General features: G+C 74.0%; 13 protein-coding genes and 1 tRNA gene. 8 read left to right on the top strand and 6 right to left on the bottom strand.

All coding sequences use genetic code 11. From position 1 onward, the window contains the following. Positions 1 to 121: 121 nt before the first annotated feature. Positions 122 to 631, bottom strand: a complete 510-nt coding sequence (locus ACWDYF_RS07665) for a hypothetical protein (RefSeq protein ID WP_389462806.1) — start codon at positions 629 to 631, stop codon at positions 122 to 124. Positions 632 to 896: 265 nt separating this feature from the next. On the opposite strand from ACWDYF_RS07665, the gene ACWDYF_RS07670 reads away from it, so the two are divergent. Further along, complete coding sequence (locus ACWDYF_RS07670; protein WP_389462805.1) at positions 897 to 1,097, top strand: site-specific integrase; 201 nt, start codon at positions 897 to 899, stop codon at positions 1,095 to 1,097. A gap of 136 nt (positions 1,098 to 1,233) precedes the next feature. On the opposite strand, the gene ACWDYF_RS07675 is transcribed toward ACWDYF_RS07670, so the two are convergent. Next, a tRNA-Ser gene (locus tag ACWDYF_RS07675) sits at positions 1,234 to 1,318 on the bottom strand. Positions 1,319 to 1,532: 214 nt separating this feature from the next. Between ACWDYF_RS07675 and ACWDYF_RS07680 the strand changes: the two genes are divergently transcribed. Continuing rightward, positions 1,533 to 3,050, top strand: coding sequence for an MFS transporter (locus tag ACWDYF_RS07680; protein ID WP_389462882.1), 1,518 nt, complete (start codon positions 1,533 to 1,535; stop codon positions 3,048 to 3,050). A gap of 99 nt (positions 3,051 to 3,149) precedes the next feature. Here the strand turns inward: ACWDYF_RS07680 and ACWDYF_RS07685 are convergent, their stop codons facing one another. Beyond that, positions 3,150 to 4,745, bottom strand: a complete 1,596-nt coding sequence (locus tag ACWDYF_RS07685; RefSeq protein WP_389462804.1) for a S1C family serine protease — start codon at positions 4,743 to 4,745, stop codon at positions 3,150 to 3,152. Between the two features lie 257 nt (positions 4,746 to 5,002). Between ACWDYF_RS07685 and ACWDYF_RS07690 the strand changes: the two genes are divergently transcribed. The 3 genes from ACWDYF_RS07690 to ACWDYF_RS07700 all read left to right on the top strand — a co-directional run bounded on the left by ACWDYF_RS07690 (position 5,003) and on the right by ACWDYF_RS07700 (position 8,163). Continuing rightward, on the top strand, positions 5,003 to 5,830 hold the full coding sequence (locus ACWDYF_RS07690; RefSeq protein ID WP_018566297.1) for a glycerophosphodiester phosphodiesterase: 828 nt from the start codon (positions 5,003 to 5,005) through the stop codon (positions 5,828 to 5,830). A gap of 193 nt (positions 5,831 to 6,023) precedes the next feature. Then, entirely contained in the window at positions 6,024 to 6,665 is a 642-nt protein-coding gene (locus tag ACWDYF_RS07695; RefSeq protein WP_037894587.1) for an ATP-binding protein, read from the top strand. A 532-nt stretch (positions 6,666 to 7,197) separates the two neighbouring features. Then, the gene (locus ACWDYF_RS07700) at positions 7,198 to 8,163 is read left to right on the top strand and encodes a DUF5926 family protein (protein WP_389462803.1); all 966 of its coding nucleotides are present in this window, start codon (positions 7,198 to 7,200) and stop codon (positions 8,161 to 8,163) included. Positions 8,164 to 8,427: 264 nt separating this feature from the next. Here the strand turns inward: ACWDYF_RS07700 and ACWDYF_RS07705 are convergent, their stop codons facing one another. Both ACWDYF_RS07705 and ACWDYF_RS07710 read right to left on the bottom strand, forming a co-directional pair. Then, positions 8,428 to 9,138: a hypothetical protein gene (locus ACWDYF_RS07705; RefSeq protein WP_389462802.1), complete on the bottom strand. Its 711-nt coding sequence runs from the start codon at positions 9,136 to 9,138 to the stop codon at positions 8,428 to 8,430. 53 nt (positions 9,139 to 9,191) lie between these two features. Then, a complete protein-coding gene (locus ACWDYF_RS07710; RefSeq protein ID WP_381738965.1) occupies positions 9,192 to 9,857 on the bottom strand; it encodes a bifunctional DNA primase/polymerase in 666 nt (221 codons plus the stop codon). Between the two features lie 501 nt (positions 9,858 to 10,358). On the opposite strand from ACWDYF_RS07710, the gene ACWDYF_RS07715 reads away from it, so the two are divergent. From ACWDYF_RS07715 to pdxR, 3 genes are all read left to right on the top strand, one after another. Further along, on the top strand, positions 10,359 to 11,906 hold the full coding sequence (locus ACWDYF_RS07715) for a PP2C family protein-serine/threonine phosphatase (protein WP_381738963.1): 1,548 nt from the start codon (positions 10,359 to 10,361) through the stop codon (positions 11,904 to 11,906). A gap of 111 nt (positions 11,907 to 12,017) precedes the next feature. Then, positions 12,018 to 13,475: an aminopeptidase P family protein gene (locus ACWDYF_RS07720; protein WP_381738962.1), complete on the top strand. Its 1,458-nt coding sequence runs from the start codon at positions 12,018 to 12,020 to the stop codon at positions 13,473 to 13,475. A 72-nt stretch (positions 13,476 to 13,547) separates the two neighbouring features. After that, complete coding sequence (pdxR, locus tag ACWDYF_RS07725) at positions 13,548 to 14,915, top strand: MocR-like pyridoxine biosynthesis transcription factor PdxR (RefSeq protein ID WP_389462801.1); 1,368 nt, start codon at positions 13,548 to 13,550, stop codon at positions 14,913 to 14,915. Positions 14,916 to 14,984: 69 nt separating this feature from the next. On the opposite strand, the gene ACWDYF_RS07730 is transcribed toward pdxR, so the two are convergent. Then, positions 14,985 to 15,431: an ATP-binding protein gene (locus ACWDYF_RS07730; protein ID WP_018566289.1), complete on the bottom strand. Its 447-nt coding sequence runs from the start codon at positions 15,429 to 15,431 to the stop codon at positions 14,985 to 14,987. Positions 15,432 to 15,479: the final 48 nt, after the last annotated feature.

A 15,479-nucleotide genomic window follows, 5' to 3' on the forward strand; every position in this document is an offset into this window, starting at 1 on the left:
CCGGAACAGTAAAGGGCATCACCCCAACAGGCTGAGCCGGGATATCAATACACAACGCCTTCTCCGCGCCGCGCTCTACCAGTGGGCGTTCAGGGCCGTGAGGTCCGAGGGTGGCGATTGGTCACCGCGCTGTGAGACCGAAGCTCTCCCGGAGGACGCGAAGAAGGCCCTTGACTGGGTCGCGGACAACTCCCTGAAGGTCAGTGAGGCGGCCAGGCCAGAGCACATCCGGGCCGCGTTCGCCGCGCTCTCCAGGAAGCTGAACGGGGCCCCGGCCGCCGAGAACACGGCGAACCGCAAGCGTCGGGTCCTCAGCAACGCGTTCCAGTACGCAGTCGAGGAACGTGCACTCCTGAACCGCCACCCGTTCCTTGCTGTCGACTGGGCGGCTCCCGCCACGTCGGACGAAGTCGACTTCCGCTACGTCCCTGACCCCCGGCTCGCCCGCCGACTCCTGGGCGCGGTCGCCGCACAGGGTGGTCGCGGGCAGCACCTTGAGACGTTCTTCGGCGCGATCTACTACGTGGCCACTCGTCCCGGGGAAGCCGTCTCTCTGCGGGCGAAGGACTTCACGCTTCCGTCTGAGAACGAGCCCGATGCCTGGGGCGAAGTACTGGTCTCCGAGAGCCATCCGGAGGTCGGTGCGGGATGGACGGACGACGGGAAGTCACATGACCGGCGCGGGCTCAAGCACCGTGCCCGCAACGCCGTGCGGGCCGTGCCCATCCCCCCCGGTGTACGTACGGATGGTCCGCGCTCACATCGCGCGTGGTCTCGCACCGGACGGACGGCTCTTCTGGGCAGCGCGCGGCGGACGGCTCACGTCGAACGAGTACTGCTCGGTCTGAGACCAGGCCCGCGAAGCCGTCATCTCCCCCTCTGCGGTGGAGACAAAGATGGCAGACGTGCCGTACTGCCTCCGCCACGCTGCCGTGTCCCTGTGGATCAAACAGGGCGTGGACCCGGTGGAGGTCGCTTACCGCGCGGGCCACAGCGTCGCGGTGCTCTACCGCTTCTACGCCAAGATCCTCAAGGGCAGTTCGGCCCAAGCCAACAGCTCGGTCCAGAAGGGTTTGGCGGAGGCCGATGACGTCTGATCCTGGCCCACGCATGGCCCACACGCACTGATCAGAGGCGGTACACCTCCGATCCGGGGTGAGACAGAGCAAGCACGGAGGGCGTGCCCCCGAGTCGGGGTCACGCCCTCTGCCCAGCGCTGATGCTGACCTGCTGCGGTGGGTGTGGGATTTGAACCCACGGTGACTCGCGCCACGACGGTTTTCAAGACCGTTCCCTTAGGCCGCTCGGGCAACCCACCTGGGCCTCGCCCACCGGGGCGGGGCGGGTACAGCGTACCGGCCGCGGGCGGGGGGTCGAGGGTGTGGGGCGCGGCGGGGGAAAACCGGTGGCTCCGGCGGGCGGGTGGTGGGTAGCCTGCGCGGCCGTGACTGATCGTCCGAGGGCTTGCGGAGAGACGTGGTTGTCCGGCGGACGGTGTGCCGGTGAGGGTGGTCAGGGGCGGGCGGGCGGCCGTGGCTGACCGGGGCGGGGTGGCCTCCGGGGGCGCCGGGGAGACGTTGTTCTCGCGGGCGCATCTGGCGGCCACCGCCAGCTTCTCGCTGGTGATGTTCCTGACCGGGTTCGCGGCGCTCGCGGTGGTGCCCACACTGCCGACGGCGGCCCGGGATCTGGGCGGGGTGTCGCTGTTCCCGCTGGTCGCGGGCTGCTTCGTGGCGGCGGGCCTGCTGGGCGGGGTCCTCGGCGGGCACTGGGCGGACCGTTCGGGCGCGCGCGGGCCGCTGGCCGCGGGCATGGCGCTGACCGTGGTCACCCTGGTCGTCTCGGCCACCAGCACCTCGATCTGGCAGCTGGCGGCCGGGCGCTTCCTGGACGGGCTCGCCGCCGGGGCGGTCGCGGTGTCCGTCAACGCCGCCATCGGACAGGCGTATCCGGAGCGCCTGCGTCCGCGTGCGCTGGCGCTGATGAGCGCGTGCTGGGTCATCCCGTCGCTGACGGGGCCGCCGCTGGCCGGGCTCGTCTCCGCGTGGTGGTCCTGGCGCGTGGTGTTCTACGGCCTCGCCGTCCTCACTGTGCTGCCGGCGCTGGTCCTGGTGACCGTCCTGCGCGGCCCCTCCTGGCGGGGCGCGGCCGAGGTGCGCGAGGACCGGACCGCCCGCCCGCCGCTGCTGCTCGCCGCCCTGGTGAGCCTGGGCGCGGCGCTGGGGCAGTACGGCGTGTCGGGGTGGGACGCCCGGCATCTGCTGTTCGCGGCCGCCGCGCTGTGCCTGCTCGTGGTCTGCGCGCCCCGGCTGCTGCCCGTCGGCACCTGGCGGGCGGCCCGGGGCCTGCCGGCCTCGGTGCTGCTGCGCGGCCTGGCGTCCGGCACGTACTTCACGATCGAGGCGTTCGTACCGCTGATGCTGATCGCGGAGCGCAAGGTGGCCCCGGTGGTGACCGGCCTCGCCTTCACGGGCGCCGCCGTGGTGTGGGCCGGGGCGTCGTGGGTCCAGGGCCGGCTGCTGGAGAACCTGCCCCGGCACCGCCTGGTCGCCGCGGGTGCCGTCGTCATGACGGCCGCGGTCGCGCTCGCCGTGGCGGGCACACTGCCCGGGGTGCCCGCGCTCACCGCGGCCTCGTCCATGATCGTCGCGGCGGTCGGCATGGGGCTGCTGGATCCGTCGCTGACCGTGCTGTCGCTCGCCCACAGCCCGCGGGACCGGCAGGGCCGTGCCAGCAGCGCGATGCAGACCAGCCAGAACCTCGGCCAGATCTCCGTGATGGCGCTGTACTCCGTGGTGCTCAACGCCTGCCTGGGCGCCGGCGCCTCCGGCCTGGCCGGGTACGGGGCCGCCTTCGGGCTGCTGGCGGTGCCCACGCTGGTGATCGCCGTGCTCGCCGGGCGGGCCCGCGGGACCGGGGGGACGGCGTCGCGGACCGTGGTCGGGTCCGGGGCAGCGGACGGTTCCGGGGCGGCCCCGGGCGCCCGCACGGATCCGGGGGACGGTGCGAGCAGCAGTCCTGCCGGTGGTTCGGGCACCGGCGCGCCGTGAGCCGGGAGACGGCCGCTGCCCGCGCCGCCGCCCGTCCGGGGCGGTGGCGCGGGCAGCGGGCACGCGCGCGTGGGGCGCGCGTGGGCGTGGGCGCGTGCGTCAGCTCGCGCTGTCGCCGATCCGGGACGCCAGCGTCACGTCGACGGTGTGCTCCTTGCCGTCGCGCTTGAAGGTGATCTTCACCGTGTCGCCGGGCTTGTGGGTCCAGATCTCGCCGATGAGGGTCGGACCGGAGTCGACCACCGTGTCGTCCAGCTTGGTGATGACGTCACCGGACTTGAGGCCCGCCTTGGCCGCCGGGCTGCCCGGCTCCACCGCGGCGCCGCCGCCCGCGCCCTGGTCGGAGATGGTCGCTCCGCCGGACCCGTCCTGCGAGGTGGCGACGGAGGCGCCGATCTTCGCGTAGACCGGCTTGCCCGTCTTGATCAGCTGCTGGGCGACGTACTTGGCCTGGTTGATCGGGATGGCGAAGCCCAGGCCGATCGAACCGGACTGCCCCGAACCGCCCAGACCGCCACCGCTGCCGGAGGACTGGATCGCGGAGTTGATGCCGATCACCGCGCCGCGCGCGTCGAGCAGCGGGCCGCCGGAGTTGCCGGGGTTGATCGAGGCGTCGGTCTGAAGGGCGCTCATGTAGGACGCCTTGCTGTCGCTGCTGCCGTCGCTGGAGGCGACCGGGCGGTTCTTGGCGCTGATGATGCCCGTCGTCACCGTGTTCGACAGGCCGAAGGGCGCGCCGATGGCGATCGTCTCGTCGCCCACGGCCACCTTGTCGGAGTCGCCGAGGGCGAGCGGCTTGAGATCGGAGGGCGCGTTCTTCAGCTTGATCACCGCGACGTCATAGCCCTGGGCGTGGCCGATGATCTCGGCGTCGTACTTCCTGCCGTCGGGGAAGGTGGCGGTGAGCTTGCCGCCGTCGACGGCGTCGGCCACGACGTGGTTGTTGGTGACGATGTGGCCCTGGGTGTCGAACACGAATCCGGTGCCGGTGCCGCCCTGGCCGTTGGTGCTCTCCGCCTCGATGGTGACGGTGCTCGGCAGCGCCTTGGCGGCCACGCCCGCGATCGAGTTCGGATCGCGCTTGACCTGGGAGGCGCCCGCGTCGGAGGCGGCGACCGTGGTGGAACCGCCGTCGTCGTTCTTCGCCAGCGTGTAGCCGAGGCCGCCGCCCAGGCCGCCCGCGACCAGCGCGGCCACCAGGACCGCGGCGATCAGACCGCCGCGCCGGCCGCGCGGCTTCGGCGCGGGCTGCTGGTACGCCGCGCCCCAGCCCGCGCCCCCGGCGCCACCGGCCGCGCCCGCGCCGCCGTCCGCGTACGACGGCACGGCGGGGGGCTGGGGCGGCGGCCAGGAGCCGTCGACGGGCGCGCCGGGGACCCCGGCGCCCTGCGGCTGCTGCGGGTGTCCGGCCGCGGGGAAGGTCTGTGTGGGCCCCTCACCGGCGGTTCCCGGGCCGCCCTGGATCACCGGGTGGGCCACCGGGTGGGCGCCCGCGTCGGCGGGTGCCGCCGACGGAGCCGCCGGTGCGGTGTCCTGCTGCGGGGCGCCCGGCACGTACGGAGGCGTGCTGGGCGGCGGGGGCGTGGGGGCACCGCCCTGGGGAGCGGGCGGCTGGGAAGCTGCGGAGGTCTCCACCGGCACGGGAGGTGCGGACGGGGCCGGGGGTACCTCGGTGCCCTCGTTCTCGGTGCTCACAGCTCTTCTCCTCGATCCACGGCTGTTGTTGTCGGTCGCACTCGTCACGCTCGTCCTGGCTGCCGACGACCCGGCGTGCTCCAGCTGTGCAGGTGCATCTGTACGTGGTCAGCTTTTCCCACAGGCCGTCAGAGCACCATAAGCCGAGGCTGTGGGTCTGCCACCACTCCTTATACGGGTCATCTCGCAGTAAACGGACACACTATCGACACCTTCCCGTGGCCACACCCGCTCCGCCGCGGTGGCACCATGACGCGGTGACCCACGCACGGCAGCATCACATCCAGGTCGTCGCACACCGCGGAGCCTCCGAGGCCGCGCCGGAGCACACCCTTGCCGCCTACCGGACGGCGATCGAGGACGGCGCCGACGCCCTCGAGTGCGACGTGCGGCTGACCGCGGACGGCCACCTCGTGTGCGTGCACGACCGCCGCGTCAACCGTACGTCCAACGGCCGCGGCGCGGTCTCCGCCCTGGAGCTCGCCGACCTGGCCGCGCTGGACTTCGGCTCCCGGCACTCCCGCGCCCCCTGGCGCGGCCGCGACGAGGAGCCCGACTGGGTCGTACGCCCCGAGGACCCGGAGGACACCTCCGTCCTCACCCTGGAGCGGCTGCTGGAACTCGTCTCCGACGCGGGACGGCGGGTGGAGCTGGCCATCGAGACCAAGCACCCCACGCGGTGGGCCGGCCAGGTCGAGGAACGGCTGCTCGCCCTGCTGAAGCGGTTCGGCCTGGACGCGCCGCCCGCCCCCGCCGAGTCGCCGGTGCGGGTGATGAGCTTCTCGGCGCGTTCCCTGCACCGGGTGCGGGCGGCCTCCCCGACGCTGCCGACGGTCTACCTGATGCAGTTCGTCTCGCCCCGGCTGCGCGACGGGCGGCTGCCGGCCGGGGTCCGGATCGCGGGCCCCTCGATCCGTATCGTGCGCGGGCATCCGGGGTACGTCGAGCGGCTGAAGGCGGCCGGGCACCAGGTCCACGTGTGGACGGTGAACGACCCCGAGGACGTCGCTCTCTGCGCGGACCTCGGCGTCGACGCCATCATCACCAACCGTCCGGGCCCCGTCCTGCGCCAGCTCGGCCGCTGAGGGGCCGCCGACCAGCCGCCGACCAGCCGCGGACAAGCCGCCGGCAGGCCACCGATCGGCCACTGATCGGTCACGGGCCTTGACCTCCTGCCCGCCGCTCCAGCAGGCTCCGGTTCAAGCCACTTCGACGGTATTCGGCCATGTGGTGACAGGGAGTGCTCCGGCGCGTTCGCTGCGTGTTCGATCCTCGTGAATGCGTCGTCGGGCGCTGGATGGCCGGTTTCCGGTTCAGGCCGATGGGGCATCCACACCGTGGCGTGGGGCGAAGGAGGTCTCGGGGGTGGCGTTGGTGGTGGCACAGGAAGTGCCCACGTCGTCGTGCATGGCCGTACCCCATGGCCCTGCGGGCGTGGGGGAAGCAAGACACCGGATGCGCGAGCAGTTGCGCAGGGGTGGTGTGGCGGAATCGGTCGTCGACGACGCCGTTCTGGTCCTTTCCGAACTGCTGAGCAATGCGTGCAGGCACGGCCGGCCGCTGGGCGACGCCCTGGCCGGCGACGGGGACGTCCGGGCCGCGTGGCGCGTCGACGCGGCGGGCCGGCTGGTCGTCGAGGTGACGGACGGCGGCGGCCCGACCCGCCCGGCCCCGGCCACCCCGTCGGTCACCGCGCACGGCGGCCGGGGGCTGAACATCATCACGGCCCTCTGCGACGACTGGGGGGTGCGGGACGACGTCCGCGGCGAGGTCACCGTGTGGGTGATCGTCCACGACGACGTCCACGACCCGGACGCCGGTCACCGCCGGGACGGCTTCGCCGGGCGCGTCGCGGCACCCGCGGCGGTGGCCGCCCTGCCCGAGCTGGGCTTCGCCGGGCCCTTCGGCGACCTGGGCTGACCCGCCCCGGCCGACGCGGCGGGACACGTGGGCACGCGACACGCGGACACGTGGGCGGGGGACTCCGGCGCGTGCGCCCGCCCGTGCGCAAGGCGTGCGCGTGCGCGTCCCGGGCCGGGCGCCCGCGCCCGGCCGGACCCCGCGCGGAGGTCGAGCGGCGTTCCCGCGCGGGTGCCTCCACGCACACGTTCCCGCACCGGCGCTCCCCGGCGCGGGCGCCTCCCGTGCGTCCGTTCCCGCGCAGGCGTTCCCCGTACGCGCGCACGTGCCGCCGCCCCCATGAGCCCGCGGGGCTTCCGTACGGTGCGTCCGTCCCACCCGCCCACAGGGCTTCCCTACGGTGCGTCCGCCCCACCTCGCCCCGGCCCGCCCCGCCGCCCCTGCCCCGGGTGCCCCGCACGCCTCCGTACGCCCCGCCGCGCGCGGTCGGGTTGTCCACAACGGCCGCCCCGTCCACAGCTTCCCGTCGCGGAGGGTGTGAACGACTAGGCTCGCGCCCGTACAAGACGAGCCGTAACCGGGAGACACCCAGATGGCCAAGAAGCGACCCCAGACGAAGGCCAAGCGCCCGCAGCTCACGGACGGAGAGATCCCGGTCGTCGGCGCCCGCGAGCCCTGCCCGTGCGGCAGCGGCCGGCGCTACAAGGCCTGCCACGGCCGGGCCGCGGCGCACGCGGCGACCGAGCTGGTGCAGCGTCCGTTCGAGGGCCTGCCCGGCGAGTGCGACTGGGTGGCGCTGCGCGAGCTGGTCCCCGCGGCCACGGCCGAGCTGACGCTCAAGGACGGCCTGCCCGAAGGCGTGCCGTCGGTCCGGCTGGCCACCGTCCTGCCGATGGCCTGGCCCGCGCTGCGCCGCGACGACGGCTCGGTCCTCATCGGCCTCCAGAACGACACGGCGTCCGGTGACATCAGCCGCGACCTCGCCGACACCCTCCTGCGCGCGCTGGAGGCCGAGCCCGGCAACCCGGTGCAGGGCCGCCGCGCCCCGGCCGACGGCCCCCGGCTCCAGGACCTGCTGGACCCCGAGTCCCCCTTCGCGCCCGAGGTGCACGAGGGCTTCGAGTTCTGGGTCCCGGACGCGGGGAACGCGGCGCCGGAGGTGGCCGCCTCCCTGGAGCGGGCCAACGCCGCGGCGATCCCGACCGTGCGCCTGGAGGGCGTGGACTCGGCCTACTGGTGCGAGACGCCGGAGAAGAACCACCTGCGCTGGGTCATGCCGCACCCGGAGGAGCAGCTTCTGGACGCTCTGGCGCGGCTGCACGCCGCGGGTGCCTCCAGCCTCGGCGAAGGGACCCGGCTGGTCGGCTCCTTCCGAGCTCACGGGCTCACCGTGCCCGTCTGGGACCTGCCCCGCGGGGTCGGTGCGCAGGACGTGGAGAAGCCGGCCGCCGAGTTCGCCGAGCGGCTGGCCGGGGCGCTGGCCGCGGACGCGCCGCTGACCCCCGAGGAGCGCCGGGCCCGCGGCGGGCTCACCAACCGGCAGGTCACGCTCAGCTGAGCCGGGGGCCCACCGGCCGTGCTGACCGACCGGTCAGCCGGACGCCTCGCGCGGAACGGGTAGCTCCGGTTTCAACTCCCGGTCCGCGCGGGCCAGTCGGTGTGACCGGAAAGACGGCACACCGGGTGACTGGAAAGCCGGGATCGAATTTGCGAACCGCCGATCTCTTGTTACCGTTCCAGTAGCCCGGTTGCTGGTGCATCCCCCGTCGCCAGCAACCGGGTCTTTCCATGTGCACCGTCGATCACCGAGCGCAGTCGTCCGTCAACTCCCCGTTTTCGCAGGTGAGTTGGAGCCGGAGCGCAGCAGCATCGGCCCGCTTCCGGGGCGCCCGGCGAACTCGGCGACGGCCGTGTAGGCACCCGGCGCGCCACGAGTGTGCTCCCGGGGCGTGTCGCACGTCCCGGGTTCGTCGCCGCCGTCCAGTGCGCAGTGGATCCGCAGGGTGCGGTCGTCCGGGCCCATGAGGGTCAGCGCGGCGTCCAGGGCCCGGCCGGTCGCGTTGCGGTAGTAGGTACGCGCCCAGGTGTCCGCGCCCTGGGTCAGCACACAGGTCTGCGCCTCGACACCGCCGGGCGAGGCGACCTCGGGACCGCAGCGGGTGGCGGTCGCCAGTCCCAGCCCGAGCAGGAACGGCGTACGGGTGGGCGCGGCGGTCGGCATCTTGCCGTCGGCGGCCGGGCGGTCCGGCGCGGTGGACGAGGCGGCGGCACTTCCCCGGCCGTCCGGGCCACCCGGGGCTCCCAGGACTCCCGGAACACCCCGGTCGCCGACCTGGCCCGCGGACGCCACGGCCAGCGGCAGCGCGACGGCGCACACCACGACGCCGATGAGGGCGTACAGCCGGACCCGCCGGGGATCGGCGCCGTCCGTACGCTCCGCCCCTCGGCCCCGGCGGTCGCCGCGTCCGCGCGGACCGCCGTCTCCGCGTCCGCGCGGGTGACCGCTTCCGTGTCCCTCGGGATGACGCAACATAAAGGGAAGATAACGACCAGAACGGGCGGTTGCCCCCGGCGCGCCCGACACCCCTACAACTCGGGCGCGCTCACACCCTTCCGAGTGAGGGCGTCCACCACCGCGTCCACCACGGCCTCCACGCCGGGCACCCACGGGGAGGCCGAGCCGGGCAGCGGGGCGCGCTCCCAGCGGACCGGGCCGGTCCCCGTCTCCGAGGGCGGCAGGGCGATGTAGCCGCCCTCGCCGTGGAAGCGCAGCGAGCCGGGCACGAAGTCCTTGGCGTAGAGCAGTTCGCCGAGCTGCTCCAGGGAGTAGGGCTCGACGAGGATGGACCAGCGCGCGGACGAGGCGACGACCGGGCCGAGCCGCATGCCCGCCCGGTCCAGGGTGCGCAGGGCGCTCGCGGCCGCCAGCGCCGGCAGGCTCACCGCGCAGGGCGCCTTGCCGCCGGTGGCCAGGACGATCGGCGCGGCGGGCCGGTTGGTCCACCACCAGCGGACCATCCGGGCGTCGGTGGTCGCCGCGAGCAGGCCGGGGTCGAAGGGGTGTGCGCCGGGCACCGTGCACTCGGGGTCGGGGCAGGCGCAGCGCTCGGGCCGCCGCGCGTCCCTCGCCACGCCCGGGAGCACCGGCCACTGCCACTGGGCGGCGAAGGTCAGGGCCGCGTCGATCGGCTCGGGCCTCCCGTCACCGCGCCTGGACAGGAGCCTGCGTCGCCTTCCGGGGATCTCGCGCATGAGCGCTCGTCCTTTCCGTTGCACCGCTGGCAACACCGTGGACCACATCACACCATGTGTCGATCACTTCACTGGGCGTACCTGTTGGCGCATCACACCCCTGCCGTCAGCACGGGGAACCCTCTGGGCCGGGCACCGGCTGCTTTGCTGCGCAGCCCTGCCCATACGCGTCTCTCAGGAGCATGGGCGTGGCGCGGGGTGGCGGAGTGTGGCGTTTTGCTGTCGCGCGTTCTGCTCTCCGCCGCCGTCACGCGAGGATGGGGCACGGCCGTCGGTGGATAGGACGCCCGGGTCCGTCGCCAGGTTCCGGGCAGCTCCCAACCACCCCTGGTCTTCTCCGAGTACGTACCCATCACGACCGCTGTGACGCTCTGTGGAGCGAAACCAGTCGACCGCAATAAGCCGTTACCCGAGGCAGTTTCAAGCCAACTTCGTTGATACGCAAGAGTCCAGGCACATCACCACGGCAGGCCCGCTGACACCAGGAATCCCGGCAGGACAATGCTGGACATCCCCTCACGAGTGCGTGTACATGTGGAGACACTGCTGGCGGCGCAGAATGACATGGGGGTTTGCGATGCTTTTGAGCAGTACGCACCGGCCGGAAAGCCGGACGCCATGAACGCCCCGCACCCTCCGAAAGTGGCCGGAATCGATTCAACGGTTCCCGCACCCGCACACACTGTCGCGCCCGTCCCCCCTGCCCCGGACGCCTCCTCCGCCGCCGGCGCGAGCAGCGCGCACTCCGCGCACACCGCCCACCCGCCGGGCGCCCTCCTCCAGGACCGGCTCGCCGGCTGGGTCTCCGACCTCACCACGCTGCACGAACTGACGGAGCGGCTGGCCCGTACGAACCGGCTCGACGCCGCGCTGGAGGAACTGCTGCACGCCGGGGCCGCCCTCGTGGGCGCCCGGCGCGGCCTGGTCGTCCTCGAACCGGACGACGGACTCGGCCCCGACACCACCGTCGGCCTGGGGCTGGCCCGCGCCGACCTGGGCCACATCGAGACCGTCCCGCGCGCCTCCATGCCCTACGGCGCCCTGCTGGACACCGCGGCGGGACTGCCCGGCGGCGACGCCGAGATCGTGCGCGCCGACCTGTTCGCCGAGGAGGGCCTCGACCCCCGCCACCGCGAGGTGGCCGCCCGGCTCGGCTACGCGGCGGGCTACGCGCTGCCCCTGTCCACCGAGGCCGCCGGCCGGCTCGGCGCCGCGACCTGGCTCTACGACGAGCCCGCCGAACCCGACGAACGACAGCGTCATCTGGCCGGTCTCTACGTCCGCTTCGCCACCGAGCACCTGGCCCGGCTGCTCGAAGGCGAGCGCACGCGCGCGTGCATGGCGACGATGTACGAGGAACTGCTGCCGTCCCGGCTGCCGCGGGTGCCCGGTGTCCGGCTGGCCGCCCGGCACCGCACCGGCCCGCGCGGCGGCGGCGACTGGTACGACGCGCTGCCGCTGCCCGACGCCGCGCTCGGCCTCGCGGTCGGCTCGGTGACCGGTTCCGGACCCGGCGCGGTCGCCGCGATGGGCCGGCTGCGCGCCTCGCTGCGGGCGTACGCGGTGATGGAGGGCGAGGACCCCGTCGCCGTCCTGTCCGATCTGGAGCTGCTGCTGCGGCTGACCGAGCCCGCCCGCTCCGCCACCGCCCTGTTCGCCTACTGCGAGCCGGAGCTGCGCCGCATCACCGTGGCCGGAGCGGGGCACTGCCCGCCGCTGGTGCTCGGCGAGCGGCGCACCGAGTACGTGGAGACGACCGTGTCCGCGCCGCTCGGCATGCTCGCCTGCTGGGAGGCGCCCAGTGTGGAGTTCCAGGTCGGCGCAGGCGAAACGGTGCTGCTGTACACCGACGGGCTGCTGCACCGCACCGGCGACCCCGCCGACCGTGCCGTCGCGCGGCTGCGCGCCGCCGCGGCCGGGGTCCCGCGCGCGGTGCGCCACGACCCGGACGCGGTCGCCGACCATGTGCTGCGCACCGTCCTGCCCGACGGCCTGGACGTGACCGACGGCAGGGAGGACGTGGCCCTGCTGGCGGCCCGTTTCGAGTAGCTCCCCCGGCACTCCGGGTCACCGTCGCGCCCGTCGCGGACGCTCTCCTCGGACCCCTTCCGTACGACCGTACGATGGGAGTGGTCCAGTGCCGTATCAAGGAGGAAGACCGTGGCGAAGGAGCTCCCGGAGACCCCGGAGACTGCCGAGGAAGAGCCGATCAAGCAGCGCAAGAACGGCCTGTACCCGGGCGTGTCCGACGAGCTGGCCGAGAGCATGAAGTCCGGCTGGGCCGACACCGAGCTGCACGAGCTGGAGCCCGTCGAGCAGGCCGCGCACACCGCCCGGCGCCGCGCCGCGCTCTCCGCGCGCTTCCCCGGTGAGCGCCTGGTCGTCCCCGCGGGCAACCTGAAGACCCGCTCCAACGACACGGAGTACTCCTTCCGCTCCTCGGTCGAGTACGCGTACCTCACCGGCAACCGGACGGAGGACGGCGTCCTGGTCCTGGAGCCCACCACGGACGGCCACCAGGAGACCATCTACCTGCTGCCCCGCTCCGACCGGGAGAACGGCGAGTTCTGGCTGGACGGGCAGGGCGAGCTGTGGGTCGGCCGCCGCCACTCCCTGACCGAGTCCGAGGCGCTGTACGGCATCCCGGCGGCCGACGTCCGCGAGCTGGCCGACGCGCTGCGCGAGGCCACCGGCCCGGTCCGCGTGGTGCGCGGCCACGACGCCGGCATCGAGGCGGCCCTGACCGACAAGGTCACCGCCGAGCGCGACGAGGAGCTGCGCGTCTTCCTGTCCGAGGCCCGCCTGGTCAAGGACGACTTCGAGGTCGGCGAGCTGCAGAAGGCCGTCGACTCCACGGTGCGCGGTTTCGAGGACGTGGTGAAGGTCCTCGACAAGGCCGAGGCGACCAGCGAGCGCTACATCGAGGGCACCTTCTTCCTGCGCGCGCGCGTGGAGGGCAACGACGTCGGCTACGGCACCATCGCCGCCGCCGGCCCGCACGCCTGCACGCTGCACTGGGTGCGCAACGACGGCCCGGTCCGCTCCGGCGATCTGCTCCTGCTGGACGCGGGCGTGGAGACGCACACCCTGTACACCGCGGACGTGACGCGCACGCTGCCGGTCGACGGCACGTACAGCGAGATCCAGAAGAAGATCTACGACGCCGTGTACGACGCCCAGGAGGCGGGCATCGCGGCCGTGAAGCCCGGCGCCAAGTACCGCGACTTCCACGACGCCTCGCAGCGCGTGCTGGCCGAGCGGCTCGTCGCGTGGGGCCTCGTCGAGGGCCCGGTCGAGCGGGTCCTGGAGCTGGGCCTCCAGCGCCGCTGGACGCTGCACGGCACCGGTCACATGCTCGGCCTCGACGTCCACGACTGCGCCGTCGCGCGCACCGAGACGTACGTGGACGGCACGCTGGAGCCGGGCATGGTCCTCACCGTCGAGCCGGGCCTGTACTTCCAGGCCGACGACCTGACGGTCCCCGAGGAGTACCGCGGCATCGGCGTCCGCATCGAGGACGACATCCTGGTCACCGAGGACGGCAACCGGAACCTGTCGGCCGCGCTGCCGCGCCGGTCCGACGAGGTCGAGGCGTGGATGGCGGCCCTGAAGGGCTGACCGGCGAAGGAGCGGCCGGGCACCCGAGCGGTGCCCGGCCGTACACATGCCCAGGGGGAGGGTTTCGTGCAGGTGAACGGCTTCTTGCCCGGTGCCGGGGTGGATCTGCACCTGGAACCGGACGCGGCGACGGGCCGCCGGGCCGGACTGGAGAAGGCACTCAGGGCCGCGGTGCGGGAGGGGCGGCTGGCTCCCGGGGCCAGGCTGCCCGCGACCCGGCGTCTCGCGCTGGAACTGGGCGTCTCGCGGGGCACCGTGAAGGCCGCGTACGACCAGTTGGTCGCCGAGGGATACCTGACGGCGCGGCAGGGCTCGGGCACCCGGGTCGCCGCGCTGCCCGCCGTGGACGCGGAGCAGCCCGGAGCGGCGGCACGCGCGCGTGCGCCCCGCTTCGACCTCAGGCCCGGCAGCCCGGACGTGGGCGCGTTCCCGGCGGCCGCCTGGCTGCGGGCGCTGCGCCGCGCCATCGCGACGGCGCCCTCCCTGGCGTACGACTACGGCGACCCCCGGGGGCGCATCGAGCTGCGCACCGCGCTGTCGGGGTACCTGGGGCGGGCCCGCGGGGTGGTCGCGCCGCCGGAGCGGATCGTCATCACCTCCGGATACGTGCAGGGGCTGGCCCTGCTCACCCGGGTGCTGGACGGCGCCTCCGTCGCGATGGAGGACCCCGGGCTGCCCTTCCACCGGGACGTGGTGCGGCACAACGGCGGCGCCGTGGTGCCGGTCCGGGTCGACGAACGCGGGGTGCGCGCGCAGGACCTGGGCGAGCAGGCGGCCGTCGTGGTCACCCCCGCGCACCAGTACCCGACGGGCGTCACCCTGCATCCCGAGCGGCGGCGGGCGCTCACCGACTGGGCACGCGCGCGTGGTGCCCTGATCGTCGAGGACGACTACGACGGCGAATTCCGTTACGACCGCCAGCCGGTGGGCGCGCTCCAGGGCATGGCGCCCGGTCACGTCGCCTACCTCGGCACCGCCTCCAAGACCCTGGGACCCGCCCTGAGACTGGGCTGGATGGTGCTGCCGCCGCAGCTGGTCGACGCGGTGGCCGAGGCCAAGCTGCACAGCGACCACCACACCGAGACCATCGGGCAGCTGGCGCTCGCCGAGCTGATCGACAGCCACGCCTACGACCGGCATGTGCGCGCGTGCCGGCTGCGCTACCGGCGCCGCCGGGACCAGCTCCTGGGGCGGCTGGGCGGGCGCCGTCCGGTGCGCGGGATCGCCGCCGGGCTGCACGCCCTGGTCGATGTGGCGGACGAGGAGCGGGTGCTGGCCCGCGCCGAGGAGGCGGGGCTCGCGCTCGGCCGTCTCGGCGAGCACTGGCACACGCCCGGCGCGGGCCACCCGCAAGGGCTCGTCGTCGGCTACGGGACGCCCAGGGAGCGGATGTACCCGGAGGCGCTGGAGGTGCTGGCGAAGGTCCTGGACGGCGCGTGAGGCCGCGCTGCCGCCGCGGGGCGGCGGGGTGGTGCCGCCGGGGGCCGGGGGCCGCAGGGGCAGCCGGGGTCAGACCGCCGCCAGCGGAGCGTCGTCGCGCCACTTGAGGATCTTGTCGAAGCTCACCACCGCGCCGCCCCGCTCCGGCTCGTTGCCGATGTGGACATGGTCGGCCAGCTCGCGGATGAGGCACAGGCCGCGGCCGTGCTCGGCGTCCGTGTGCGGGGGGCGGACCGGCACGCGGGGCCCGCCACCCGGGAAACCGGGGCCCGTGTCGGCCACCTCGATACGGCACTTCTCCCCGTCGAGGTAGGCGGTCACCCGGTAGTCCTGCGAACCGGCGCCGTCCCCACCGTGCTCGACGGCGTTCGCGCAGGCCTCGCTCAGGGCGACCGACAGGTCGAAGGAGACGTCGGGGTCGACGCCCGCGGTCTCCATCGTGCCGAGCAGGAGCCGCCGGGCGAGCGGCACGCTCGCAGCGTCACGCCGCAGATGGAGTGACCACCAGATGCTCATGCTCCAGCCTCCTGGCCGCGGCTCGACATACCGATACGTATTGCCCGG

The sequence above is a fragment of the Streptomyces sp. NPDC003284 genome (assembly GCF_053589675.1).